21 protein-coding genes are annotated in these 24,646 nt (G+C 60.0%); 11 read left to right on the top strand and 10 right to left on the bottom strand.

Annotated elements, in window-relative coordinates:
* The first annotated feature begins 264 nt into the window (after window positions 1-264).
* A complete protein-coding gene (locus tag APM_RS21010; protein WP_241763220.1) occupies window positions 265-570 on the top strand; it encodes a hypothetical protein in 306 nt (101 codons plus the stop codon).
* A 370-nt stretch (window positions 571-940) separates the two neighbouring features.
* Here APM_RS21010 and APM_RS18890 read toward each other — a convergent pair whose 3' ends face one another.
* The 6 genes from APM_RS18890 to APM_RS18865 form a co-directional block, all read right to left on the bottom strand.
* On the bottom strand, window positions 941-4,192 hold the full coding sequence (locus APM_RS18890; protein WP_007424994.1) for an Eco57I restriction-modification methylase domain-containing protein: 3,252 nt from the start codon (window positions 4,190-4,192) through the stop codon (window positions 941-943).
* Window positions 4,193-4,203: 11 nt separating this feature from the next.
* A complete protein-coding gene (locus APM_RS18885; RefSeq protein ID WP_007424993.1) occupies window positions 4,204-7,575 on the bottom strand; it encodes a helicase-related protein in 3,372 nt (1,123 codons plus the stop codon).
* A gap of 61 nt (window positions 7,576-7,636) precedes the next feature.
* Entirely contained in the window at window positions 7,637-7,840 is a 204-nt protein-coding gene (locus APM_RS18880; RefSeq protein WP_007424992.1) for a type II toxin-antitoxin system prevent-host-death family antitoxin, read from the bottom strand.
* Window positions 7,841-8,347: 507 nt separating this feature from the next.
* Window positions 8,348-9,040, bottom strand: coding sequence for an EAL domain-containing protein (locus APM_RS18875; RefSeq protein ID WP_007424991.1), 693 nt, complete (start codon window positions 9,038-9,040; stop codon window positions 8,348-8,350).
* Window positions 9,041-9,546: 506 nt separating this feature from the next.
* On the bottom strand, window positions 9,547-10,779 hold the full coding sequence (locus APM_RS18870) for a serine hydrolase (protein WP_007424990.1): 1,233 nt from the start codon (window positions 10,777-10,779) through the stop codon (window positions 9,547-9,549).
* 268 nt (window positions 10,780-11,047) lie between these two features.
* Window positions 11,048-12,127, bottom strand: a complete 1,080-nt coding sequence (locus tag APM_RS18865; RefSeq protein ID WP_241763219.1) for a hypothetical protein — start codon at window positions 12,125-12,127, stop codon at window positions 11,048-11,050.
* Between the two features lie 34 nt (window positions 12,128-12,161).
* Between APM_RS18865 and APM_RS19975 the strand changes: the two genes are divergently transcribed.
* From APM_RS19975 to APM_RS18830, 8 genes are all read left to right on the top strand, one after another.
* On the top strand, window positions 12,162-12,542 hold the full coding sequence (locus tag APM_RS19975; protein ID WP_007424988.1) for a hypothetical protein: 381 nt from the start codon (window positions 12,162-12,164) through the stop codon (window positions 12,540-12,542).
* 94 nt (window positions 12,543-12,636) lie between these two features.
* A complete protein-coding gene (locus APM_RS18860; protein ID WP_007424987.1) occupies window positions 12,637-13,764 on the top strand; it encodes a site-specific integrase in 1,128 nt (375 codons plus the stop codon).
* 1,014 nt (window positions 13,765-14,778) lie between these two features.
* A complete protein-coding gene (locus APM_RS18855; RefSeq protein WP_007424986.1) occupies window positions 14,779-15,441 on the top strand; it encodes a ParA family protein in 663 nt (220 codons plus the stop codon).
* Window positions 15,442-16,269: 828 nt separating this feature from the next.
* Window positions 16,270-17,205 carry a replication protein RepA gene (locus APM_RS18850; protein ID WP_007424985.1) on the top strand — a complete coding sequence of 312 codons (936 nt, stop codon included), beginning with the start codon at window positions 16,270-16,272 and terminating at the stop codon, window positions 17,203-17,205.
* Between the two features lie 1,178 nt (window positions 17,206-18,383).
* Window positions 18,384-18,746, top strand: a complete 363-nt coding sequence (locus APM_RS18845) for a type II toxin-antitoxin system Phd/YefM family antitoxin (RefSeq protein WP_039889281.1) — start codon at window positions 18,384-18,386, stop codon at window positions 18,744-18,746.
* Window positions 18,733-19,368: a hypothetical protein gene (locus APM_RS18840; protein ID WP_007424983.1), complete on the top strand. Its 636-nt coding sequence runs from the start codon at window positions 18,733-18,735 to the stop codon at window positions 19,366-19,368. Before APM_RS18845 ends, APM_RS18840 begins: the two co-directional genes overlap by 14 nt.
* Before the next feature lie 227 nt (window positions 19,369-19,595).
* Window positions 19,596-19,901, top strand: a complete 306-nt coding sequence (locus APM_RS21005) for a type II toxin-antitoxin system RelE/ParE family toxin (RefSeq protein ID WP_039889280.1) — start codon at window positions 19,596-19,598, stop codon at window positions 19,899-19,901.
* The gene (locus tag APM_RS18830) at window positions 19,894-20,202 is read left to right on the top strand and encodes an addiction module antidote protein (protein WP_039889279.1); all 309 of its coding nucleotides are present in this window, start codon (window positions 19,894-19,896) and stop codon (window positions 20,200-20,202) included. The genes APM_RS21005 and APM_RS18830 overlap by 8 nt, the downstream gene beginning before the upstream one ends.
* Before the next feature lie 411 nt (window positions 20,203-20,613).
* Here the strand turns inward: APM_RS18830 and APM_RS18825 are convergent, their stop codons facing one another.
* From APM_RS18825 to APM_RS22125, 3 genes are read right to left on the bottom strand one after another with little or no spacing between them, the layout of a single operon-like run.
* Window positions 20,614-22,281 (bottom strand): cbb3-type cytochrome c oxidase subunit I, encoded by a 1,668-nt coding sequence (locus tag APM_RS18825; RefSeq protein WP_007424982.1) that lies wholly within the window; start codon window positions 22,279-22,281, stop codon window positions 20,614-20,616.
* Between the two features lie 12 nt (window positions 22,282-22,293).
* Window positions 22,294-23,253 (bottom strand): c-type cytochrome, encoded by a 960-nt coding sequence (locus APM_RS19970; RefSeq protein ID WP_007424981.1) that lies wholly within the window; start codon window positions 23,251-23,253, stop codon window positions 22,294-22,296.
* Window positions 23,250-23,402 carry a hypothetical protein gene (locus APM_RS22125; protein WP_158005023.1) on the bottom strand — a complete coding sequence of 51 codons (153 nt, stop codon included), beginning with the start codon at window positions 23,400-23,402 and terminating at the stop codon, window positions 23,250-23,252. Before APM_RS22125 ends, APM_RS19970 begins: the two co-directional genes overlap by 4 nt.
* A gap of 184 nt (window positions 23,403-23,586) precedes the next feature.
* Between APM_RS22125 and APM_RS18810 the strand changes: the two genes are divergently transcribed.
* Window positions 23,587-23,934: a carboxymuconolactone decarboxylase family protein gene (locus tag APM_RS18810; RefSeq protein WP_007424980.1), complete on the top strand. Its 348-nt coding sequence runs from the start codon at window positions 23,587-23,589 to the stop codon at window positions 23,932-23,934.
* Window positions 23,931-24,305 carry a DUF488 domain-containing protein gene (locus tag APM_RS18805; protein ID WP_007424979.1) on the top strand — a complete coding sequence of 125 codons (375 nt, stop codon included), beginning with the start codon at window positions 23,931-23,933 and terminating at the stop codon, window positions 24,303-24,305. The genes APM_RS18810 and APM_RS18805 overlap by 4 nt, the downstream gene beginning before the upstream one ends.
* On the opposite strand, the gene APM_RS18800 is transcribed toward APM_RS18805, so the two are convergent.
* On the bottom strand, window positions 24,296-24,646 hold a 351-nt coding region (locus tag APM_RS18800), incomplete at its 5' end, for a CopD family protein (protein ID WP_007424978.1). The two genes, APM_RS18805 and APM_RS18800, sit on opposite strands and share 10 nt — an antisense overlap.

The raw sequence follows: 24,646 nt of genomic DNA, 5'->3' as shown, positions 1-24,646 counted from the left end.
TGTGCGGATCGGATGGACTTTTAAAATCTGTATGTCTTTCTATATAATGTATTGGGAAGCTCCCCCACATACCAAGGGTGGTCAGATAGGTTCGTCCATCCCCAGCCGGGTTAAAATCCGGCGGAGGCATCCCGCCTAACCTGTAGGCCCGAAGTAACGAAACGCCCTGCGCTGTAGCATAAGCGAACGCCACCTTCACCACCCTGGCAAATCCCACACCGCTGCAAGCCGCCGCCTTCGACCTGATCGGGATCGTCCCCATGCGTGTCCAGTAAGCGTCAAAATCAGATCAGAAAGTTTATCGATAAATACAGGGAAATTGCATTCAGATTAGTGAAAACTTCAGGCTATGGCCTGAAGCAATACCGCCTTTATCGGCAACGCCTGACCACCGTCATGCTGCGGGTACCGCAGGCTTTTGTCGATCAAGTGCTATGGCCAGAATTCCAGGAACTCAATGGCGCGTTGATGCAATACCTGAATGACGTCACAGATCGCGTCATCCGTGAAGAGGTTCATCGCGACACAAGTGAGGCAACCGAGATCGTCCAGGCCCTGCCTTCAAAATAATCAGACAGAACCAATCGCTACATCCCGCCTTCCCAAAAGCCAACAAAAGAAAAGAACCGCGGCTTTCACCGGATGCTTACGATCCAACCAACCGCTCAATCCGCAAGGGTAAATACGGGTGTCCAGCTGCGCGGGCGGACGCCAGCCCTTCGCGGCGCGAGCGAGAACGGTGGTGACGGGTGCGCCGCCCCGTAACAGGATACGCAGCACGTCCCGTTCAACCGGGGTGTGGAATCCGCCGATCACGGGCGCGCTTTGGGGGTCGCGAGCGTTGGCCCAATCCCGCGCTCGCAGGATCACATCACCGGGACAGGATTGGGAGCAATAGAAGACCATCGGCGCGCTTTCGCGTTCGGGCAGGGGTGACCTTTCAAGCGGCATCGTCCTCATCTGCACCGAGACGAAACTTGATGTCGTAGTTCAGTATGAAATCGAGTTCTTCGTCTGAAAAACCAAAATGCTTTGCAATAATCCCATCAATCTTGTCGATAATCGGCTTTGATTGCCGGATTTTGAACGACTGTGTTTCCGTTGTGCCAGTCTGCTTTTGCTCGCGTGTTAGCAAGAAGCTGTTGCGTTCAAGATCAATCATATATTCTTGGCCAAGATTGGCCAATTCCGGATCACGGAGCAAGGTGTCGTTGACTTTAAACGATTTAATATCCGTGGGGTTCAAGTCCCGCAGATTTGATTCGATTGTATACCACCACCAGAAAGTAGAACTACTGAGGATTGCAGCGACAGCCTGTGTAGAATAGCCTGCTGCAATTTGCATCCGAGTTTCGCGCCCGGAACTGCCAGCGGTCCCGTTGACATAGAATCTGGGTGCGAAGGTGGTAAACACTTTCCAATAGAGACCGCCTGTCGTTCGATAGAAAACAGAACCTCCACCGGAACGCCATATTTTCTCCAGCGTGTCCGGTTGAGAACGAACTTTGGCAAGGAGGCTCATTTCCGAAGGAGACTGGAGCTTGGGAACATAGAACTCATCCCTGCGATGCGGGACGCTTACATAGCTCAGGTTGAAGATTATGTTGTCACGATAGGGTGCAGTCCATTTGATATATCCGGTTGAATAACAGTCGGGTTTATTGGATGGACAGGCAACAAAGATCGTCAGCGCGCGATTGACGTTATCGAATAGCTTGGCTGGCCGCCATGCAAAGTTGGAATACCAGCAGGTCCGGCCTTTCTCGATAATGGTTTGTCCGGCCTTCATGCGCTGAGTGGAAACCAGCGACATCGGCAGAATCATGCTCATGCTGCCAACAGGCGCGAGAAGGTCGTTGGACCGCTCGATGAAAAGAGCGTGTATCGCTCGGCTTTCCAAGGTTGCGAAGTTTTTGGGCAGATATTCGACTTCTTTGGTTTCGAGATAGGGTGGATTGCCGACCACAACATCAAACCCGCCCGCCGTGATGATCGCGTAAAACTCCGCGAGCCAGTGAAACGGCTTATGGCTGGCTTTCCAAGCCCGGAATTTTGCGGTGTCGGCAAGATCGACATCGCCTTGGATTCCGTAGTCCTGCGCCAGAAAGCTATCCAGTTGGGCATCAAGCGCATCCAACTGTGCACGAAGCTCGGCCTTATGAGTGCAGTCGATGTGCCCGTGAAGCGTGGTCTGCTGCTGGCGAAACAAACGGAAGGCTTCAGCCAAATCCTGCGCCGCCTTCTCGATCTTGCCCGCGCGGTCGTCGAAATCGAAGCCTTTGGCCTCGGTCGCCTTCCGCACGTCCGCGAATGACGTGTAGCCGATCAGAGTGTTGCCCGCGCGGATGTTGAAGTCGATGTCCGGCAGCGGCTCGATCTGGTCGGCGCTTTCCAGTTGCGCGCCCAGTTTCAGGAAGAGACGAAGCTTACAAATCTCCACCGCCTCGTCCATGATGTCCACGCCATAGAGATTGTCGAGGATGATGGATTTGTAGATGAAATAGGCGCGGTTGGGGTGGCGGGTGATTCGGGCAAGCACGTCACGGAAGTCCGAATATTGCTGGCGCGGGCCGCTGCCTTCCGGCGCGCTAGCAACAAACTGCTCCATCCGCTCAAGGCATGCGTCATAAAGATCGTAGAGGATATTGAGCGCGGCGAACAGGAACGCGCCCGATCCGCAGGCCGGGTCCAGCACCTTTACCGCCGAAATGCCCTTCCAGAAGGCACGGATAAGATCGGGGCTTTCGGCATATTGAATGGCATCCTGCACGAACTGCCGGATGTCGAGATTGAGGGTGATCAGTTCCTCAATGCTTGAAACTTCTCCAGCCGCCAGCTTGGCCTTGATGGCGACGTAACGCTCGCGCCGGCCGACCGCCTCCCGCCATGTTTCGGTGGGAAGACCAATGTCGGAGTTGGCGACCTTGTTCCAGTCGCCCCGTTTGGCAACGTCGGCGACGCCAGCCGCGATGTTCTCGGGCAAGGTGACATCCGCGCCATGACGGACGGATTTGAAGATATAGGTGTCGGGGTCGTCGGCGAGCATCCGCCAAACCGCGCCGACCGGCTCGAACGCCACCTTGTCATGCCCCTCGGCATTGCGGAACAGCCACGGGATAACGGTGGAGCGGGTGATGTAGTCGGTGATGTCCTCCTTGGTGTAATAGGCCCCCATCTGCTTCTGGTTGACGTATTTCTCGAAGATGTGGCCCAGCACGTCCGGGTTGATCTCGCGCCCGTTGGCCTCCGTGATGGCGCGGGTGTCCAGCGTCCATTCGTATTGATCGAAGAAGCCAAAGACGGCCTCAAAGGCCGTGTCAGCGATCTGGATTTCGTGGTCTTCACTTTCCAGCGCGTGCGGCTCGAACAAGCCGCCGTTGAGATAGGGGATGTTGCCGATCATCTTGGCGGTGTCCGCGTCGCGGGAGTTTACCGGCGTGGCGAGGCCGCCGTGGAACAGCTTGAGCAGGAAGGCGCGATAGAAGCTGTGGAACTGGTCCTTGCCCTGCGCCTTGCGAACGGTGTTCAGCCGGTTACGCAGATAATGGATGTCGCCGTCCAGAAACCCCTTCTTCTGAATGAAATAGACGAACATCAGCCGGTTGAGCATCAGCGAGGCATACCAAGCTGCGTCCGCTGCGTTGGCGAGGCCCTTGATGAAGCCCAGGAAGGCGTCGTGCTGCTTCTTGAAATTCTCATAGAAGCGTTTGGTGATCTGCTCGCGATCGAAGGCGTCGCGCAGGGCGACGGTTGTGCCCGCAAGCGTCAGCCCTTCCTCATCGTTGAGAGAGAAGGCAATATGATCGAGCTTTTGCAGTAGCAGGTCAGGCGCGGTGCCGGTGCGCCAGTCATATTCGCGGAAAGCGGCGGGCTTGCTTTTTTCCCGCGCGACCCATTGCCAAATTTGGCGGCTTTTGCCGGGATCGGTGAAGATGATAAGATGCTCGTAAGCGAGCTTCGTCACTTCCCGCTCGATCTTCTGGCGGATGTGGCGATCGGGGATGGCCACGCAATGAAAGATGCGGACGCCGCGTTTTTCCGCGACGGGCGCAAGGTCGAAAGGCTTGCCATCGGCAAGGACGGACTCGGCCTTCTTGGAACCGGGATTGTCCCAGCCAAGTTCCTCGATGAACAGGCAGCGGAAATCGAATGCACGAAGATGATCGGTTGCGCGAACTTTATCTATTGCCATGAAATCCCCCGTCAGCCGCGAAGGCCCATAGAACAGATTACGCGTGGTTCGCGGTCGCTCTCTTCCTGACCCCGCACGATGCACAGGCGTCCTTCGTCGCGCAAGGCCGTTACCAATTCGGCCAGCTTTTCATTAGTGATCCCGCTTTTTAGCTGACGGTTGAGAATGTCGGTGGCGGTCTGGAACAACGGGAATCCGTATATGTCGGCCATCGCCTTTTCGATCTCGCGGACAAGGTGATCGGTGATGAACAGATTCCGGGTAGTGCCGATGTCGCGCAGGTAATTTTTCAGCCGGTCATAGGTCTTGAAACGCGCGCCGGAAGGACGGCCCAGCGCGCCGTGGGTGGTGCGCTCTTCCTCCGCCATGTGCGCGACCGCTGCTTTGACGATAGCGTGATGCTCGTCTAGCCGTTGCAGCGCAGGTTCGGCAGGCGGGCACTCGGCGGCGCGGAGGATAGCGAGCGGTGATTGCGAAATCACCTTCCCCTCGCGGTCAACCCACGCCAGCGAGTCATTGTCGTCGGGGGAGCGGACATAGACGAGCGCGCCTTCCTTGGCATTTTCGATTTCGGGCATCGCCTTGGTCGCGTAAATCACGTCCGGCAGGTTCTCGACCGAGCCTTGCAGGGCGGGATTGGCATCGATGGCGTTTTTCCAGATTTGATAGGCGTAGGAGGCAAGATCGACCTCGCCTTCGTCGTCACCGTCAAGGATGCCGGACTTTTCGCTGTAAAGGTCGCGGATGGGATTGTCGTTGTCGTCGTCCTCGAAAAAGGCTTCGTCGGAACCGACGACTTCCTTGTTTTCGCGCAGACGGGTGCGGACCCGCTGGCGCAGCCGGATGATGCGTTCAACCCCATCGGCGGGCAGGAAGGAATAGGCGCGGATGGTGTCGGCCTCCTGCCCGATGCGGTCCACGCGACCGGCGCGCTGGATCAGGCGGATGATCGCCCACGGCAGATCGAAATTGACGATGATCGCGCAATCCTGAAGATTCTGGCCTTCGGACAGAACATCGGTGGCGATCAGGATACGAAGCTCGCCCTCCTTTTGGGCGATTTTCGCTTTGTCGTTCGATTCCGGGGAGAAGCGCCAAGCAAGCCGGGTCGGGTCTTCCGATTGACCAGTGGCGGCGGCAACGCGCGCGATCCCTGCCATGGCGAGCGCGGATTCCAGATAGCGCGCGGTATCGGCGAATTGGGTGAAGATCAGCACCTTTTCCTCGGGGTGCTTGTCCTTCAGCAACGCTATCAGAGCCGCGAGCTTGGTGTCGCGCTCTTCCTTCCACACGCCGCACAGGGACAGGACTTTCGCCAGTTGACTGGCGTCGCGCTGCAAATCCTTCGCCAGCCCCGCGACAAAGAGACTCGGCGAAAGCCATTTGAAGCGGCTGCGTTTTGCCGTGCGGTAAGTGTCGTAGATTTCGGCGGCGCGTTCGCCCAGCCGGGCGGGGTCGATGACGGGCAGGCTCCCAACGGTGCCGCCCTCGTCGGAATCGCCTTCGTCGAACAGGCTGGTATCTTCGTCGCTGACATCCAGCAGCGCGGCGTCCTGTGTGCCTATAGGGAGCGGCTGACCGGCTTCGATGGCGTGAAGGAAGATCATGTTGCGCAGGATGTGTCGCTCGATGGATTGCAGGAAGGCTGGTCCACCGCTTTCAAGTCGCTTGAACAGGTTGGTGCGGCAAAAGCCCATCAAGCGGGTGCCCGCGCGGCCAAGTCCCGCGATGATTTTCTGCTCGGCGGATGTCGGCGGGTTGGCTGGATCCGGAGCAAGATAGTTGCCAAGGCCGTAGCGCGGGAGACCAAGCCCTGCGACAATGTTGACCACGTCCGGTGAATAGGCCCGCGCATAGGGATCGGCGGGATCTTTGTCATTGATCATGAATTTCAGGGTGATGGGCTTGCGCGTCGGGAAATAGGACCGCCTGCCATCGGAGAAGGTGATATATTTCCGCGCATTGGCCGGGTCGGTCTCGGCGTAGTTTTGCATGATGAAGCTGCGGGTCCGGCGGATCATGTAGCGCCGCATCAACTCCCGCCAGTCGTCGGCTTCGTCACTTTTCTCGAACGCCGCCAGAGAGTGCAGCGGGCATTGGTGTTTGCGGACGAACTCGGTTTCGCCGCCGATCTTGCGGATCATGCCCTCCGGGCGTACGCCGATGTCCTGATCGTCGTCCACGAAAAGGCGAAGCTGCGAGGACAGGTCGATGAACGACTTATTGTACGGGGTCGCGGACAGCAGGATGCACAGGCTTTCATTTGCGGCAATATAGGAGTGAATTGCCTTGTAGCGACTGCCATTGCGATTGCGTAGGTTGTGACTTTCGTCGATCAGGACGACACGGTAGCGGCGCAGGTCGGACAAGCGTTCCACCCGCGAGAGCGGGACCACCTTGGCAATCAGCCTGTATTTATCGATATAGTCCTCCCACATGGGAACGAGGTTCTTGGGGCAGATTATCAGCGTTTCGGTGCCGTGATCCTCCTCGAACACCTTGGCGAGCGCCACCGCCATCATGGATTTGCCGAGGCCGACAACATCGCCGATCACGACGCCGCCGCGCTTGTTTAGATGGTTCGCCGCGATTTTGACCGCGCTTTCCTGAAAGCGGAACAGGCTGTTGCCGAAAATGGCCGGGATGCGAAACTCGGATAGACCGTGGAGAGCTTCGCGCGCCAGGTTCTGCGCAATTTTGAGATAGACGCGGTAGGGTTCGACCAGCGTATCGCGTGCCCAGCTTTCCTCGATGATCGTCGCCAGTTCGTCGGAGATATCGATGCACCAGCGGTCATTCCACCGCTCGTTGAACCACTTTTCCAGTTTCAGGCAAGCATCAACGTCCATGACATCGACATTGAGTTCACCCTGCGCAGACAGTCCGGCGAAAGTCAGATTGCTGCTACCGACGAAACCGATCTTTGGGTTGATCGGGTCGGACCTGTGCAGGAGGTAGAGCTTCGCGTGGAGATTGTGGCGCAGGTAAAGCTTGACCATGACCTTGCGGCTGCGGATTTGTCGCGCCAGCCTCCGAAGCCCTGCTTCGTCGTCGTTAGTCGGAAGCCCGATGGCAAGCTGCTCCCGGAACTGCACAGCCAGCCGCCGCCGAAGCTCCAGGACTTTCGCATTGTCCATCAGCTCGTCGTCCACCGCGACGGACAGCGCGTGGCGCAGTTCAGTATCGGGCGGTAGGTGCATGCCGACCAGAAGGCGGCACGCTTTGCTGTCCTCTCCTGACCAATCCTCGATTTTCGAGTCGATCTGTTTCCAGCCTCGGAGGTTGAAATACCCTACGCAGAAGTCAGCTCGCTCCGAGTGTTTGAGCGCTTCAGACAGTGCAGGCAGGAGCGAGTTATCAATATTATCAAAAATGCGCGGCATTATGCTATCCCGTGCCTATTACAAACTATGACCCATTTGGAAAGACTTCGGATCGTCAACATCAATTACGATCCAAAGTTGTCCTTTGTACCTTCACTCGTTTCTTCTCGCTCGCCCTTGTTAGGGAAAGCCGCTCATATTCTTCCACTGAGACGACCACCACGACACCGCGCCCATGCTTCTCGATCAGCACCGGCTCTGCACGCGCGGTGTCGATCATCAGCCCGAAACCATTCTTTGCCTCGCGTGCAGACATGGTTTTCATGGTCGAATTCCGAATCATACAATTGAGCCATTTAGGGCTAAATGGCTTTTTTTGCCAAGGGTAATTTAAGGAGAAGAATCCGTATTTGCGCTGCGTTACCGCGCGATGGCTATCGTCTCAGCGATATGCGGGGTGTCCGCGCCGCCCGCCATCGGTCAAGCCCGGTCCTTGAACGTGTCCGGCGAGGTGACAGCAGCAGGTACCTTCCACTCGCATCGCTCCGCGTCGAACGCCTCTCTTCCCTTTCCGGCCCATAGTTGTCTCGCGCGTTGTCCGTCGTTCCACTATGACGTTCGCCCGCCGGCACCGCTTTACGTATCGCGGACCGGAGCCGTCGGCGTATCGCGGCGCGCCATCGGCCGCAATCGTATCTTGTGCGCGATCTCGCTATGCTTGCCACCAGCGCCGATCGTGGACTTTGATACAGAAAGTAATGACCGGTCAGCACAAATCCCGCGTGGACATTATTTCTCAATATTCCAGCAATGCGATGTGTGATCGCTGAGGTCAGTTCGCCCATGTAGGCGTTGGCAAGCTGCGAAAGCCTGGCTTCGCGAAAAGATAGCCTTGCATGAGTGTAATCCCGAGATCGTTCAACGCCGAGCATTCGCCAAGCGCTTCGATGCCTTCGGCAACGACGGTGATCCCCATTTCCCGGCACATCGCAGCGCAATGGCTGACAATGCTCCTGCGCCTCTTGTCTGACTCGATGCCGCGGATCAGTTCCATGTCGAGCTTCACCAGATCCGGGCGGAATTTGGCGAGTAGATTGAGATTGGAATATCCCGACCCAAAATCATCAATCGCCGTGCGGAAGCCCATAGCTGCGTATTCCGCCACGATATCGGCCAAATGATCGGGCGTGCTCAACAATTCTCCCTCATTAATCTCGAAGATAAGCTTTCTGGTTGGAAATCTGGTCCGGGCGGCAGCTTGCAGAGTCGTGCGAATGCACGCTCGGGGCTCATAGACTGCATTAGGCAGAAAATTGATCGAGAGATCGCAAGAACTATCGCCGAGCCCAAGAGCGGCGGCGGTTTCAATCGCCGTCACTCGACATGCTTGGTCAAAAGCATAGAGTTCCGACTGGCCAATGGTTTCCAATATACTCCCTGCCGACTCACCGGCGGGGCCGCGCACCAAAGCCTCATAGGCGAAGACTGATCGCGCCACGACATCGATGATTGGCTGAAACGCCATGGCGAGCGGCCTGTCGAATTGCCCCTGTCGACAACCCGCGCATGATCTTGTGTCTTTGAGGCTCGCTTTTATCAGCCTCATTATCGCGTCGCCATTATTAACACATCCTCAAGTAGATGCTTTTGCGAGATACAAATTAAGCATACAAAAGAATGCAACCAATTATTTAACGTTCGCCTAAAATACATATCACCGTATCTCGATATCACTGATGGTTCAGTCGGCCGTGCGGGCAGGGCATGCGCCGCATCGTCAATGAGAGGTCTCGGGCCAGCGTTTCGCCGTCCCTTGTCGTCAAACGTGCCATAGCCTTATCCATCGAATATTCGTCAATCCCAGAAATAACGATGAACGCCCCTCAGGCAATCGCGTGTCCCCGCAGTTGCCCTGCGTGCGCGCACGGCGATTCGCTCGCTGCTGTACGCGGCGGTTGAAAAGTAGGCCATGTAGCGCGGCTCATCTGGTGAACTGCCGCCATCGCCGCGCTCAGCAAGCCGTCGCCAGCATCAATCCTCGAGCGCCGCATAAACCAAGGCGCGCAGGTCCATTTCCGGCAGATCGAAACTCGACATCGATTGCGTCATGAAGACGCAGACCACCTGTTCCAGCGGGTCGACCCAGTAATAGGTCTTCGCGGCGCCGGCCCAGCCGAATTCGCCGATCGAGCCCGGCACCCCGGTCTGCGCCACATCGATCGCGACGCGGGAGCCAAGCCCGAAGCCATAGCCCGGGAATTGTACGCCATCGAGAGCGATCGGGACCAGCGACACCGGCAGATGGTTGGAATGCATGAAGGCGAGAGTTCTGGAACCGAGGATGCGCACTCCCTCGAGTTCCCCGCCGTTCGCAAGCATCTGCGCGAAACGCAGATAGTCGCCCGCCGTGCCGAAGAGCCCGTGGCCACCGCGCTGGAATGTCGTCGCCGCATTGACCGGATAGGTTCGCGCCACGTCGAGCCGGTCATTGACCCCTTCACTCCATTGGGTGAGCGATTTCTGGAATGTCTGGTTGGGATCGATGAGGTCGGGGCGGCCATACATCGCCGCCAGGCGAGACCGCTTTGCCTCCGGCACCTCGAAGCCGGTATCGACCATGCCGAGTGGCTCGAACAGGCGCCCGCCCAGGAAATCGGCGAGCGTCTCGCCGCTCACCACCTCGATCACGCGCGCGGCAACATCGATGCCGATGCTGTAATGCCAGCGCGAGCCCGGCTCGAAGGCCAGCGGGTAGCGCGCCAGATCGTCGATCGCCTCGGCGAGCGAAACAGTTGGATCTAGCAGCTTGCCGTCCGCATACATCGGCCCGACAGGCGTCTCCTCGAGGAAATGATAGGACAGCCCGCTTGTGTGCGTCATCAAATCACGCACCATGACCGGCCGGGCCGGCGCAGTGCGCGAGCCGTCCGGCCGCAGCACGGTCAAACCGGCCAACGCGGGAACGTAGCGCGCGACGGGATCGAACAGCCGGAGCCGCCCCTCCTCGACCAGAGTCATCAACGCCGTGCACACGACCGGCTTCGTCATCGAATAAAGGCGGAAAATCGTGTCCGCAGCCATTGGTAAGCCGGCCTCTTTATCGCGAAAGCCATACTGCCCTTGCTGCACAACCACGCCGCGCCGCGCGACGACGGTGTTGATGCCGGCATAGATTCCCCGATCGACATAGCCCTGCATCGCCGCCCCGATACGCTCGAGCCGTCCCGCGCTCATCCCCACCGAGCCGCCACTACCCTTGTCCATGTCTGTGCCTCCTCTCCTTTAATGTTCCGAGCTGCGTCCCATTCCAGTCGTACCGGGATGTTGGCAGGCAAGACGATGTTGTCGCAAGCATGACCAAAGATGCTTCGCTATCGCGACTGTGAGGTCGCAATGAACGCGGAGAGGCCAGCTTCGTCCAAACCAGAAGCGGCGAGCTCATGCGCGGCGTTGTTCGAGACGAACGCCGGGTCATTCCGCTGAACCGTATAGATTTCACCTGCTCCCCAGGGCGCACCGGTCGAGGTAGTGCCTACTCCGGCCGACCGCCCTGACGGATCCGATCGAGGCTGATCCTGGTCTCGCGGATCGCGGCATCGGCTGCCGCCATAGCCTCTTCCAGATCGCTGAAGTCGAACGCGAGCCGGGGCAGGACGCCACCGGAGGGCGCCGGCGGAAGCTCGGCGGGCGGAGCAGAGTGTGGCATTTCGGGTTCGATCCGGGGCCGCCCCCTTCCCCGCCCCGGCTGCGGCCGGCGTGGCGGCGCCACGTAGTCGCGCATCCGGCCCATGCCCGACAGGCCGAAGAGCCGGCGCTTGCTGCGGTGGGTCAGCTCGACGACCAGCCCGGCCTCGAGCAGCTCGCCGAGAAGGGCGTGGGCGTTCGCCACGTTCATGCCGAGCCGATCGGCGAGCGATTTCGCGGAGATGATCGGGGTTGCCGCCAGAATGTCGATCGCTTTTGCAGCCCGGCTGTTCTTGCGCCGCTTGCCGATCGAAGCGCGCGCGACCTGCCAGGCCCGCTCGAGATCGCGGAGGAGGTCCTGGGCGGCCGCGGCCTCGTTTGCCAGTGCGTGGAGCAGAAGCGGGATCCAGCTCTCCCGATCGAAGGGAAGGTCGCCGCCGAGAGCCTGCGGTCCGGTGATCGGCACCGGAAGGTGCAGCAGCCCGCTCTGACGCCAGAAGCGGATCATTGCGCCCCGCAACGGTGCCCGTCTCCCGCCCCCGGCCAGCCAGGCATGGGCCGCGTGCGCCGCGCCGAGCAGCGGGGAGGCGCGCGCGACATCGCGCTCGATCGCCTTCATCGCCACCTGGATCTCACCCTCCTGATCAAAATCGGGCTCGACGATCCACTGGTGCATCGAGAACGCGTGGCGGGCCGCATCGAAGATGTCACCCCGCTCGGCGAGGCTCAGCCATGGATCCATGCGGAGCCGAACCCCCTCGAGCAGGGCCGCGAGATGCCACGGCTCGATCATCTGCCCGTCCACCATCGCCTGGCGGCGCACTGCATCGAGGCGAAACCGGTAGAGGAAGGCGCCGCGGAGCGGGTGCATCGAGAGGGCCTGGTCGAGCCGGCCAAACGCTCCGGCCGCCCGCTCGAGGGCGATCATCAGAAGCTGCTGGGCCGGCATTTCAGGGGGAGCCATGAAGTGCCTTGGCCCCGCCGTGCTGACCGGGCTGATGGTGAGGGAGTGTCAGCATTTCGTGGATACGGTCGACCGTCTGCCGTCCATGCGCGACCTCGCCGTCACCGCCCCGACCGGACAGGCGCGGCACGCCGGCCACCTTGTGCCGATCGTCTCGACCGGACGGCTCGACGAGCGGCCATGGAGCAAAACCCCGAACCGCCGCGGGTGCGCCGATTTTGCTCCGGCCCCTGACGGAGGAAAGGAATCGGGCCTGGGCTGGGCGGAACGCTGCGAAACTGCTCGAACGGAAAATCAATATCTTGATCCGTATTTTTGCTCCATACGTTGTTTAGCACAAAATAACCGTATTTTTCAGGGGGTGATCAGGATTTTTTAACTGATTTTCTGATAAGCATGGTTGTCGCTACTACAGAAATTTTGTAGGATTCGGGACCCAGAACCGACCAAACCGCGCTCAGGAGAGGCTCCTCGTGTCCGACGATACCGAATTCGCACCGCAAGACCGCCCTGACGCGTCATCTGAAGGCAGCCTGGTGCCCTCCCCGCCCCCGCTGGCCGGTGACGGGCACGCGGTCCGGCGCTGGTTTTCCGAAATCGAGGATGAACCGGTCCCGGTGGCCGATGACACGCTCGCCGGCGCCCGCAGCGCCGCCAGCGCCTATGCCCGCCGGGCCAAAGCCGACAACACCAGGCGCGCCTACCGGGCCGCGGTGCGCGTCTGGTGCCTCTGGTGCGACCGCCACGGGCTGGCACCCCTCCCCGCCTCCGGCGCGGATGTCGCGGCCTTCCTCGCCGATGAGCGCGGCCGTGGCGTCTCGACCGAAACACTGAAGCTCCGGCGCGCCGCGATTCGCTACCTGCACCGCCTCGCCGGCTGCCCGGTGCCGACCGATGATGCCTGCGTCGCCGAGACCATGGCGGGCATCCAGCGTGATGCCGCCTCCCGCGGCGAGATCCGCCGCAAGAAAGTGGCGGCGACAGCGACGGTGATCCGCCGGCTGCTGGCACCGATCGGCGATACCGAGCTGATCGACCTGCGCGACCGCGCGCTGATCCTGGTCGGCTTCGCCGGCGCGCTGCGCCGCTCGGAACTCGCCGGCATCAGGATCGAGCACCTGACACCGTCAGAGCGGGGGCTCCGCCTGACCCTGCCGCAGACCAAAGGGAGCCAGACCGAGGCGGTCACCGTCGCCCTGCCCTACGGCGATACCGAACTCTGTCCGGTGCATGCCCTTGAGCGCTGGCGGATCGCCGCGGGGCTGCAGCGGGGCCCGTTGTTCCGCCGGATCTGGTCTCCGCCATCCGGCCGCAAGGGGCGCGAGCGGACCGCGCCGCCGGGGCCGGTCATCGGCGAGCGGGCCCTCACCCCGCAAAGCGTGGCCCTCATCATCCAGCGCCGGGCCATGGCAGCCGGGTTCGGCCGGCGTGACCTGGGCGGTCACAGCCTCAAGCGGGGGGCACTGACCACGGGAATGGAGCGCGGCGTCCATCCGGCCCGCCTGAAGCGGCTCGGCCGCCACAAGAGCTATGACGTGCTCGGAGAGTATCTGGAGTTCGGTGACCTGTTTGATGGGCACCCGCTGGATGGGGTGCTCTAGGTCCGTAGGACTCAGTTTCAGGCCAATCCGGATCACCTGCAGGCGCAAAGTGCCCTTGCCTGCTGTGCTGCGCCTACCAGACCAGCCCTGGCATCGAGCTAGCGGTACTCGAGGCGCATTTCGCGTACTCGTCACTGAACCTCTTCGTCGACCGGTCGGAGTGATACAGGGACGATGGCCGCGTCCACGAACGTGACCAGGACGAGCAGATCGATGAGCGGATCATCGGGATCCTGAACCGGTTCAGCATTCCGTTCACCCGGAACTCGATTGAACACGGCGAACTGCAGGCTATCGCGATGGTGCTCGAGCAGGCAAGGCGGGCTGCAGAGACAATCGGGGCGGAGCCGCTAAGCAGCTTCAACCAGGATAATAGCCCCCTCCCCTGCTAGGTCCGATCACTCTAAGGATGCGTACATCGTGCCTCGTGCATCACCCATCACGAAGCACGCATCCATGGCCAGCCCATTCGCCGACGGTGGCGAGTCTCTATGAAATGCGCATCACGCATCACGAGGCACGCATCGTTCCGCACGCTGCACGCATCAAGGCTGCGCGTGAGAATCCGACCAGACCCTGCGACCTCCGAAGGCGAGTGCACTTACAAAGGTAAAGGCGAATCTCGATACACTCACGCCCTCGCCGCACCATGCATGCACCACGCATCACGCATCACGCATCGCCGTAATATCAACTCCTGATCAGTCACCGCGGCTATCGTGATACACGCATCAATCATCGTGATGCATGATGCCTCGAAATCACTTCAAGAAGCAGGCCAAACCAACTGATCCAACGCTAGTATGCGGAGTCTCCGCATCGTGCATCACGCATCCCGAAACGCCAAACAATCCAAATGCAGTTTTGAATTTCTTGACAGCGATCCGTTGCGTGGTGCACGCATCGTGTATCACGAGTCACGCGTCACGACTCCAGTCTTTGCGGGTCGGGCGGGAGCAGAGGGAAGGGGCGATTGATGCGTGCATCACCAATCACGATGCAGTGGGAACGGGCATGAAGCGGATTGCTCTGGTGCAGCAGAAGGGCGGGGCCGCGAAAACGACCCTGTGCGTCCACCTCGCAGTAGCAGCAGATCAGGCGGGGACGCGGACCGCCATCATCGACACCGATCCGCAGGCAAGCGCGTCAGCGGTCTGGGGGCAGGCGAGGGGGGATAGGACCCCGCCGGTCGCCCCGGTTCTGGCTGCAGAGCTGAAGGAGGCGATGGACGCGGCCGAAGCTGATGGCTTCCAGCTGATATTCATCGACACCCCGCCACACACGGCGCCCGCGCTCGAGGTGGTCGCGCGGAACATCGACCTCGCTCTCGTGCCGGTGCAGCCGTCAATCCTCGATGTTGCTGCCACCCAGGCCACGCTTGACCTGCTGCGCGCGAACCGTGTGCCATCGGTCGCGGTGCTAACCAGAACCTCTCCCAGGCCAGACGAGGAGATCGTCGAGACGGTCAGAGCCCTGAGAGAGCTCGAACTGCCGCTCCTGAACAGCCGCATTGTGGAGAGGAAGGTCTACCGGCGTGCCCTCACCCAAGGGCAGGCCGTTGGCGAGTTCGACCCCACCAGCAAGGCAGCGCGGGAGATCCGCCAGCTCTGGAAGGAGATTGCCGTCTTGGATGCGATCCAGCTCAAGGCGGCCCCACCACAGAAGAGGAGGTCGTAATGTCGGCACCACCAAAGCGCAGCTTTACGAGCTTCGTGAAGCGTACGCCGGATCATCTCACCGAGACTGGCGGACGTCATGACCAGGCGCCCGCGGGACGCCCCGATCCGGCACAGGCGCCCGCCTCACACTCGAGGCCGGCCGATGCGGGTTGGCTCGAGGAGCGCCAACCGACCCCGGCGCAGAGCGAACGTCCCGAGGCAATCGATACAGGGGAGGGGGGTGATGGCCGGCAGAGGGTTCGCACATCCACCGGACGTGTTCGAACCTATTCAGCTTCGCGGAGCCTACCGGGGGTCACGTTGAGGCTTTCGGAGGAAAGGTGGGAGCGGCTCAAGCTGCTTTCCGTCCAGGAAAGGCGGCCCATCCAGGAGATCCTCGGAGAGGCCATGGACGCCTACATGCGAGGGCGAGGGCTCAGATGGTAGCGGATGATGCGTGCTTCGTGATGCACGCATCATCCGCTACCGAGTCGCGTGATCGGGAGATCGCTCCGACTCGAATTGTCCACAATATCCACATGGGATTTCCTGACTTCGCGCTGCGCAACTGATGCAATCCACAGCTGAGCAAGGTTTTCCACGGGGATTTTTCAACCGAAGCATGGGATTTTCCGACCAAAACACGAGTCGCCCCGTGGGAATTCCTGACCATACTACTAATAGAATCAAAATAAATACTAATAGCTCGGTCGGGAAATCCCACTCAAAAACGGTCAAGAATTCCCACAATACTTTAGTCGGGAAAACCCACAATTTTCAGGTCAGAAAATCCCACAGTTGACATAGACTCGATGAGAAGGCGAAAAGTCGCTTTGGAGGGGTGGCTATGATCAATCGCCTGGACCAGAACGTCGCACAGCTGGTGCTCGATTATGGCAGTGAGAGGGCCCGGGAAATCGTCGGTCCCCGCTACCGCGCGCTGGTGGATATCGCCAACGAGGTGCTGACAGACGAGCGTCAGCAGATCGGCATCTCGTATTCTGGATTCTGCCTGACCAGTCTGCCCCACAAGCGCCTTTCCGACAGCGCCGTGTGGCAGCGGAAGGGGCACAAGGTTACCCTGCTGGTCGAGCCCGGGGTAATGCGCTCCAAGGGCCGAACGGTCCTGTATGGCGTCCCGTTCGGGGCTCGAGCCAGGATGATCCTCCTCTACCTCCAGACTCAGGCGATCCGGACGAACAGCCGCGAGATCGAGCTCGGCCGGTCCATGAGGACCTGGATGGAGCGCATGGGGATCGCAATCGGGGGAGAGACGACACGAGCCCTGAGGGAGCAGGCGGCGCGGATATCGGCCTGCAGCCTCAAGTTCTTCTGGGAAGGAGACGGCGCCGAGGGATGGACCAGGGGTGGGATCGTCTCATCCGGCCTTCGCTTCAAGAGCGTGGTTGACGACGACGACCAGGGGAAGCTGTGGGACGACCGCGTCGTGCTGGACGAGACGTTCTGGCGTGCGCTGAAGGACCATCCTGTCCCCCTGCAGGAGGCTGCAATCCGGGCTCTTGCCCACCGTTCCCTGGCGCTAGACGTTTACATCTGGCTTGCCTGGCGCTGCCACGAGATCAAGGGTCCGACGGACATATCCTGGATCTCCCTGGACGCGCAGTTTAACACGACAGGCCGGCCGCTGAAGTACTTCAAGCCCTTGTTCACGGACGCTCTGCGAGCGGCCATGGCGGCCTATCCCGACTGCCGGCTGGATGTGGAGGATCGGGGCATTACCCTCCGGCCCTCCAGGCCGCCAGTGCTCAAGTTGATCACATAGGGACGCAGCGCCGTGGGATTTCCTGACCAATCGGGGATTTTCTGACCAAAATGGGATTTCCCGACCGATGCGAGCCTGAACTGGAAATCGCGGCCACCAAACCCGGCTATCTCAACAAGATCTCTCTCAAAATTCGAATTTAGTCGGTGAAGTCATCTCAAACGGCCTGATGTCAGACAAAAATATCAAATGTTTTCATGGTGTTGCCGAGTTTGTCTGGCTGGTGGGGAAAATGTGGGATTTCCTGACCGATCTGGCCAAGCCGCGCTCCGTCGCCTCCTGAATTTATGGGATTTCCAGACCGAAATAATCCGCCCAGGCATGGTGTGGGAATTTCCGACCGGCCGGAACTGAAGCGCCAGCATGGTGTGGGATTTCTTGACCATCGGGCGCATAAATTCCGCCACTCGAAAATAATTCATATTTTCAGTAAGTTGTTATGGATGTGCCGCCCGGGTGTCTGTGGGATTTCCTGACCGGCGGACGATCTCGCCTGCGGCAGCAACGTTCAACCCGGCGGTCAGGAAATCCCACATACCGGCAATGGCCCGGGAGGATGGCGGGCCAGAGACCCCAGTTGAAGGTGAGGGATTTCCTGACCGCCTTGAAAACCTTGAAAAATCAAAAGGATTCTAAAAGCCCGGAATGTCGGCCCAAGGCAGGCGACAGCCTGAATGACTGTGGGCAGGTCCACGGTCGAGAAATCCCACACCCCTCATTCAATGCGCGCAGCCGGCCGAAGTAGCCACTCTCTTTGGGTGTGGGATTTCTCGACCAACTGATAAATCCGCGGCGCATACTTCACGACGCCAGATTCGCCGCGAATAGAAGGATGAGGTGACTGCCTCCGGAGGTATCAGCCACAGCCGGGGGCCAGACCATCTGGGGCAGGCTGGTCCGGAAATCCCATACGCTGCTGTTTCACCCACGCCTTCACGACCGGTCCTTCACCGTCAAACCACCGCCGGAGGGCGTCGAGTTGCCCGAGGTCGCGTGTTCCATCTGGGTACTGAACGACAGGTTCTTGGCGATCGGCGAACACTTGAAGGACATTGTCGGCCCGTGGCCGGAGGGCGATCCGGAGCCGGGTCGATACCCACGGACTCGCAAGGTGACATCGATTGCCTATATCGTACAGAACGGGTAATTTTGGACAAAAGTGGGATTGCGAGGTTCACATGAGCAAGTCAGCCGTCATCGAGGCCAGTGCCGCTCGGAGCCGCTTCGCAAAGCTCGGGGAACAGGCCAAGCGGGCACCTGTCGAAGTGACCCGACACGGTAAGCTCGAATTCGTGGTCATCTCGCCGGATCTCTACGAGGCGGTCAAGGCGGCGGGCACGGTTCCGGCCGGCGAGTTGGCTCGCATGCAGGAATCCTTCAACCAGATGTTCCAGGATATGCAGTTGGATCGATCCGAAGCGGCGTATGAGAGGCTGGAGGAACTGACTGCGGAGGATCTACCTAAGGCTGCGGTGGATGCCTATCGGCGGACGCGCAGAAGGGCGACCGGTCACCGCTCGGGGGCGGGTGTTGGCCGCTAAGGTCGGCCGGATCATCGTCGCGGCAGGGACCAACGGCGCCGGCAAGAGCTCAATCGTTGGTCCGCTGATCCGGAGCGTTGGCGGCGCATACTATAATCCCGACGAACAGGCGCGGAGTTTCATGTCGATCGGGCTTGGTACCGAGCAGGCAAACGAGCGAGCATGGGGGCTCGGTTACGAGGGGCTTCAGCGAGCGATCGACCAGAATCTCAACTTCGCCTTCGAGACAACGCTTGGCGGTGCAAGCATCACGATGGAGCTGCTGCGCGCTCTCGCGCTCGAGCGTCGGGTCCTGATCTTCTATGTCGGCCTTGCCTCGGTGGATCTCCACATCCAGCGCGTGGCTGAGCGGGTGGCCCGGGGCGGGCACGACATCCCGGAGCGGAAGATCCGCGAGCGATACGACAACAGCAGGACTAATCTCCTCAAATTCATCGGGACGCGGGCTGAAATTCGGGTCTGGGATAACTCTCACCAGTCAGCGGACGGATCACCGGCGCCGCGGGAGGTCTTCCGCGTGCAAAACCGGGAGATGTTGATTCCGAAGGGCGGCGAGTTGTCCGCAACCGTTGCGTGGGCTCAGCCGCTCGTGGCCAAAGCGCTGAGTATCAGCCCGGGCTGATCCTGGGGCGGCTGACCTGCGGGCCATGTCCGGCGGGAGCAATCCCTGTCGCGCGACATGAGGCAATTTCGTCCAAAAACATACCACGACTATCGGTCATTGCCCATAATAGCGTCAAGCATAGTTTTGGGCATATTCCTCGTTGGGTGTCCGAAACCGACCGGTATTGGGCAGACGGACGGGAGACGTAGATTGACATTTTGTAGTTTATAGACGACGTTTTTGGGATGATCGAGATCAAGCAGACCGCTACCTTTCGGAAATGGGAAACGCGTCTGCGAGATAAGAGGGCACGAACCGTCATCGCAACTCGGCTCATGCGGCTAGCAGAAGGTCTAGCAGGCGATGTCTCGCCGGTCGGGGAAGGGATAAGTGAGCTGCGGATTCACTATGGGCCAGGCTATCGAGTTTACTTCAAGCGGCACGAAAGCGTCCTGATCGTGTTGTTGTGTGGCGGAGATAAGGGAACACAGGTGCGAGACATTGCCGTTGCCAAGCAACTAGCTAAGGAATGGAGTTCTGAAAATGGCTGAGAAACTGACGAGTTATGATCCGGCCGCCGCTTTGGTTGATGATGAAGAAATTGCGTACTTCATGGCGGATGCGTTTGAAACTGGTGATGCCAGCTATATCGCTAAGGCTCTAGGGGTGGTTGCCCGAGCTAAGGGGATGACGGAAATTTCTCGGCAGACGGGATTGTCACGTGAACAGCTGTATCGGTCGTTTAGCGAGCAAGGAAACCCCACCCTCAAAACAACGCTCGCAGTGATGAAGGTTCTCGGTGTCGAGATGACGGCGAAACCTCATGCCAAGCCGCCCGGTAGCCCGTTGTAAGATTTGCGGGCATGAAAGAAGGGTCTTCTGATGGTCGTTATGCCGCCGCTACATGGCCTACTTTTCCACCGCCGCGTACAGGGCACGAAGGTCTCCCCATTGCGAGGAGGTATCCTCCGCGACCCGGCCGGCCGCGTCTTCTCATCCTGATCGACGCTGGATGACTGGTTCTGAGCTTCGATGTGCTGGTGCTTTATGCGTGGGTAGCGTGGGTAGCGTCGTCGGTGGTCGGAGGAGCAGGTAATTGCGACAGTCATACCGGTTTCAGTCGACCTGCGCCTGCCGTCTGGGAGGCCGTCCTCGCCACCCAATAAGGCGACAACATCGCCTCAACGGAACCCCAGCACACCTACCAGGTTGAGCAGCTACGATGTTGCGGCTGTGCGTGAAAAACGGACAGGCGCGGTAGATTCAGTACACAGTATTGGGTGCGATCGATACCTGATGAGACAGCAGAGCTACGAATAGGGGTCCGTAGACAGCGAAGATGAGAAGGAAGGCCACCAGGGTCCACAAGCCCAGCCGGTCCATCAGCCGCACCCAGCGCGAGTCTTCTGCGATCGGAGTGTTGGCGAACGGAATTTTGGGCACCTCGGTAGCATCATGCGCGGGGCGTGAAACCAGCGTGCCGATTGTAACCACGACGAAGCAAATCAGGGCGGCCAGCAGCACCAAGCCGGCTGCGGCGGTGATCGCCATCGGGATTGGATGGACGAACGGGTCAGGCGAGAGAGAACTGATCCAGTCGCGCCGCGGCGTGCCGTACAGCCCCTGCCACATGAGGCCGATACCGATGCCCATCATCCCGACCGCCCATAGCCAGACGCTGACCACCGCGAGCTTGCGGGCATAAAGGACGCGGCCGGTCAGATGCGGGATCAGCCAGTAGCTCATCGCAATGAAGGTGAGCGCGGTTGCGGTTCCGACGGTGATGTGAAAATGTCCCGGAATGAACACGGTGTCATGCACCACCGCATCGTTCGGCATGCTGGCGAGAAGAATCCCGGTAGCGCCGCCGAGAATGAAGGTGAACATCGCCAGTACTTGGCCGGCGACGGATGGATTATCCCATGGCAAAGCCGTCAGCCAACCGAGCCAGCCACGCCCGCCGCGCGCATGACCCGCAGTCTCAAGTGAAGCCGCGACGGTAAAAGCCGTCAGCAGGCTGGGCGGAATGACGAAGAAGGTGAAGATCATCTGCTCCATCTTCCATCCCATCGCAATGCCGGGCACCGTCGCCTCGTGGTGCAGCCCCACCTCGACGGAGAATAGCAGGAACATCAGGAAGGTGAGCCGCCCGAGCGTATCCGAGATCAACCGTCCTCCCGCCTCGTAGGGAACGAAGGCGTACCAGGAGATATAGGCCGGCAACACCCAGAAATAGACGATGGCATGGCCAGTGTACCAGAACAGGGTGAAGGTCAGCAACGGGTCAATCCCCTTCTCGATACCCAGTGACCAGGGGATCACCCAGAAGATCAGCTCGGCAACAATGCCGATGGTGGTGAGAAACCAGAGAAGCCAGACCGACACGCTCATGTAGGAGACCAAGGGCGTCACACGTTCTGGATTGTTACGTTTCCAAATTGCGCGCATGCGGATCGTTTCCGCGCCTACCATCAGACTGCCGACGACGACCAGTGCAAGGCCGATATAGAACGGGGGGGCCGCCTTTAGCGGTGTGTAGAAGGTATAGAGCACCGAGGCATGGTTGGTCAGCGTCGCCTCGAGACTGAGCGCGAGGCCGAATATCATCAGGGCAAAGGCGGACCATATCCAGCCGAGATTGACTCGCACCCGCAACTCGCGCGCCGGGAAATAAAACAGCACGCCGGTGTTGAAGAAGGTGGTGAAGACCAGCGCGTTCAGCACGCCATGAATGGTCAGCCCCTGATAATAGGAGCTGGTCGGCACGCTGCCATAAACGTTGATATTGGCATAGTTCAGTGCCTGCGAAGGGCCGAAGGCCGAGCCGATAACCATGGCGGCGAAGGCGGTAAGAATGAAAGCGAGCGCGGGCGCCTTCAGGCTGCGCGCCCCGGCGGCTTCGCCCGGCAGGGTTCCGGTGATGGCGGACATGCTGTGCCTCCCTTACTTTCCGTTGCCGAACGCCGCGGCGCGGGCCGCGTGAACCTCGGTCCGGGTCATTGTCTTTGCCCGCGCCGCCTTGATTGCGGCCGGGGCGACCGGCTTGTAGTCCTCTGGCTCCCTGGTTCCGTTCCCCCAGGCCTCAGCAATATAAGCTAGAATTCCTGCAACCTGCCTGTCATCGAGCTGGCTGGCCCAGGCCGGCATCATGCCGTTGTAGGTCTTGCCCGCAGCATTGATCGGGCCCTTGAGGCCGTACAGCAAAACGTCGGTCAGTGCCGCCTGGCCGGCAGCGGAACGTTCATATTCAGGGACCGTTCCCATCAACGGCGGAAAGGCGCTACCGAGCCCCTGGCCGTTGGCCTGATGGCAGGCGGCGCAATGGCTGGCGTAAGCCGCGGCCCCCAGCTTCTCGAGCGAGGCGGTAGCTGTTCCGGTGGTCGGAGCGATGGTCGATACCGCGGCCTTCGCTGGCAGGTGCGACACGACTTCGAACTTGCCGATCATGTTCTGATGGCCGATGCCGCAATACTGGTCGCAGACCACAAGATATTCATGGGGCTTGTGAAACGTCGCGAATACATGAGCGACATAGCCGGGCAGGACCTCCACGTTCACGTCGGTGCCGGGCAGTTCGAATCCGTGGATCACGTCGGCACTGGTGACATAAAAGTCGATCCGCGCGTTCTCGGGCACCACGATCTTGTCCGGATCGAACTGAAACTGCCTGGCGATCAACGAAACCTGGTAATGATGCGGCCCGAGTTTCACTACGCCGGGATGGCGAAACATCTTTTCCTTCAGGATACGATGGATCGACGCCGTCATCGGGTCGGTGGGAAATCGTCCAGGCGCTGAAAACATGCGCCAGAATGACAGCCCCAGTAACACGGCAAGTCCGAGAAGCCCGATCACGAACCAGCGCAGTTCGTAATTCGGAGTCTTGCCGTCTCGACCAGTCATGGTGTGTAGCGCCCGGCCGAGATGGCGAACAGGCCCAACCAGACCGCCACCGTGCTGAGCCCCACCAGCGTCACGATCAGGATTGCGCCCCGTGGCTTCGCATGAAGCATCGGCTTTTCAGGGGCAGGGGGGATGGGTAATTCGCTCATGACAGCACCTCAAAGTTCGGGCGTGATGGCACCAGTAGATATGATAAGCTGAAAAGGTAGAGGAATGTAAACCTGCGTTGCACGCAAGATATTGATTGAGACTATTTTGAAACCACGGGCACGGCTTCACCGGTTGCGGATCACATTCGCGCCGTGGTTGGCCCGAGTTGACGGAGGGCTTGTCATGACCAAGTCGCTTTATCCTGCCTCCACTCCTGAAATCCGTAACCGCCGCCGCAAGCTGACGCCGGAGACGAGCGATGCCTTTGAGGCATTTAGCCGGGCGGCGTTCGCAGAGGGCAATCTGAGCGCGAAGATGAAGCAGATCATCGCCGTCGCGGTTGCTCATGTTACCCAGTGTCCTTACTGCATTGAGGGTCACACGAAGGCGGCGAAACGCGCCGGCGCCACTCCAGAAGAGTTGATGGAGGCTGTCTGGGTCGCTGCCGAAATGCGGGCGGGTGGCGCTTTTGCGCATTCGACGATCATGCTGTCCGCACTCGACGCCGATCATGGACACCACAAGGGATGAGAGCCCACGCGGTACGCCTTCGACGCGTCTACGATCCTGTTGAGCCGGAGGACGGCACACGGGTCCTGATCGACCGCCTCTGGCCGCGCGGGCTTTCGCGCGAGAAGGCGGCAGTCGACATCTGGCTGAAGGAGATTGCGCCAAGCGATAAGATCCGCCGCGAGTTCGGGCATGATCGTCGGCGCTGGCCGCATTTCGCGGCGGCGTATCGTGCTGAACTCGCGTCCAATCCGGCCGCGCTCGAACAACTTCTCGCCCTTTGCGACGACGGTCAGGTGACGCTGCTTTACGCGGCACACGACACAGAGTGCAACAACGCGGTGGTGGTTGCTGCTGTGCTGGAAGGTCGCGATCCTGCACCTCATGGCTGAACCAGCACCATCGTGACAATCACGACCATCAGGACAATCGGGATGGCCACGCCCTGCCTCAGACTTGACATGGCCGACCGGGCATCGTCGCGCAGCCGCCGGCGCCAGACGGACAGCACGCCATGATACCAGGAGAGCAGCAACACGGCGGCCAATTTCACCAGCCACCACGGTGCGCTCCAGGATATCGTGCCGGGCGTCAACGCAAGCAGGATGCCGAACCCCCAGGCCGCGTACATCGCGGGATTGACCAGGCGCTTGAAGATCTGGCGCTCGAGGGCCGCGAACGCCATCGCCGCCGGACTCGCCGGCTCCAGCCCATGATGGCGCAGATAGATCAA

Source organism: Acidiphilium sp. PM (assembly GCF_000219295.1).
Taxonomy (GTDB): domain Bacteria; phylum Pseudomonadota; class Alphaproteobacteria; order Acetobacterales; family Acetobacteraceae; genus Acidiphilium; species Acidiphilium multivorum.
This window is presented reverse-complemented; position numbering and strand designations above follow the sequence as displayed.

What these genes read in the sequence shown, in the direction of transcription:
- APM_RS18805 (WP_007424979.1), top strand. Translation starts at nt 23,931, where the DNA reads ATGAGAGCCCACGCGGTACGCCTTCGACGCGTCTACGATCCTGTTGAG.
- APM_RS18810 (WP_007424980.1), top strand. Translation starts at nt 23,587, where the DNA reads ATGACCAAGTCGCTTTATCCTGCCTCCACTCCTGAAATCCGTAACCGC.
- APM_RS19975 (WP_007424988.1), top strand. Translation starts at nt 12,162, where the DNA reads ATGAAGTGCCTTGGCCCCGCCGTGCTGACCGGGCTGATGGTGAGGGAG.
- APM_RS18825 (WP_007424982.1), bottom strand. Translation starts at nt 22,281, where the DNA reads ATGTCCGCCATCACCGGAACCCTGCCGGGCGAAGCCGCCGGGGCGCGC.
- APM_RS22125 (WP_158005023.1), bottom strand. Translation starts at nt 23,402, where the DNA reads ATGAGCGAATTACCCATCCCCCCTGCCCCTGAAAAGCCGATGCTTCAT.
- APM_RS18850 (WP_007424985.1), top strand. Translation starts at nt 16,270, where the DNA reads ATGATCAATCGCCTGGACCAGAACGTCGCACAGCTGGTGCTCGATTAT.
- APM_RS18875 (WP_007424991.1), bottom strand. Translation starts at nt 9,040, where the DNA reads ATGGCGTTTCAGCCAATCATCGATGTCGTGGCGCGATCAGTCTTCGCC.
- APM_RS18880 (WP_007424992.1), bottom strand. Translation starts at nt 7,840, where the DNA reads ATGAAAACCATGTCTGCACGCGAGGCAAAGAATGGTTTCGGGCTGATG.
- APM_RS21005 (WP_039889280.1), top strand. Translation starts at nt 19,596, where the DNA reads ATGATCGAGATCAAGCAGACCGCTACCTTTCGGAAATGGGAAACGCGT.
- APM_RS18830 (WP_039889279.1), top strand. Translation starts at nt 19,894, where the DNA reads ATGGCTGAGAAACTGACGAGTTATGATCCGGCCGCCGCTTTGGTTGAT.
- APM_RS19970 (WP_007424981.1), bottom strand. Translation starts at nt 23,253, where the DNA reads ATGACTGGTCGAGACGGCAAGACTCCGAATTACGAACTGCGCTGGTTC.
- APM_RS18885 (WP_007424993.1), bottom strand. Translation starts at nt 7,575, where the DNA reads ATGCCGCGCATTTTTGATAATATTGATAACTCGCTCCTGCCTGCACTG.
- APM_RS18870 (WP_007424990.1), bottom strand. Translation starts at nt 10,779, where the DNA reads ATGGACAAGGGTAGTGGCGGCTCGGTGGGGATGAGCGCGGGACGGCTC.
- APM_RS18865 (WP_241763219.1), bottom strand. Translation starts at nt 12,127, where the DNA reads ATGATCGCCCTCGAGCGGGCGGCCGGAGCGTTTGGCCGGCTCGACCAG.
- APM_RS18890 (WP_007424994.1), bottom strand. Translation starts at nt 4,192, where the DNA reads ATGGCAATAGATAAAGTTCGCGCAACCGATCATCTTCGTGCATTCGAT.
- APM_RS18845 (WP_039889281.1), top strand. Translation starts at nt 18,384, where the DNA reads ATGAGCAAGTCAGCCGTCATCGAGGCCAGTGCCGCTCGGAGCCGCTTC.
- APM_RS18855 (WP_007424986.1), top strand. Translation starts at nt 14,779, where the DNA reads ATGAAGCGGATTGCTCTGGTGCAGCAGAAGGGCGGGGCCGCGAAAACG.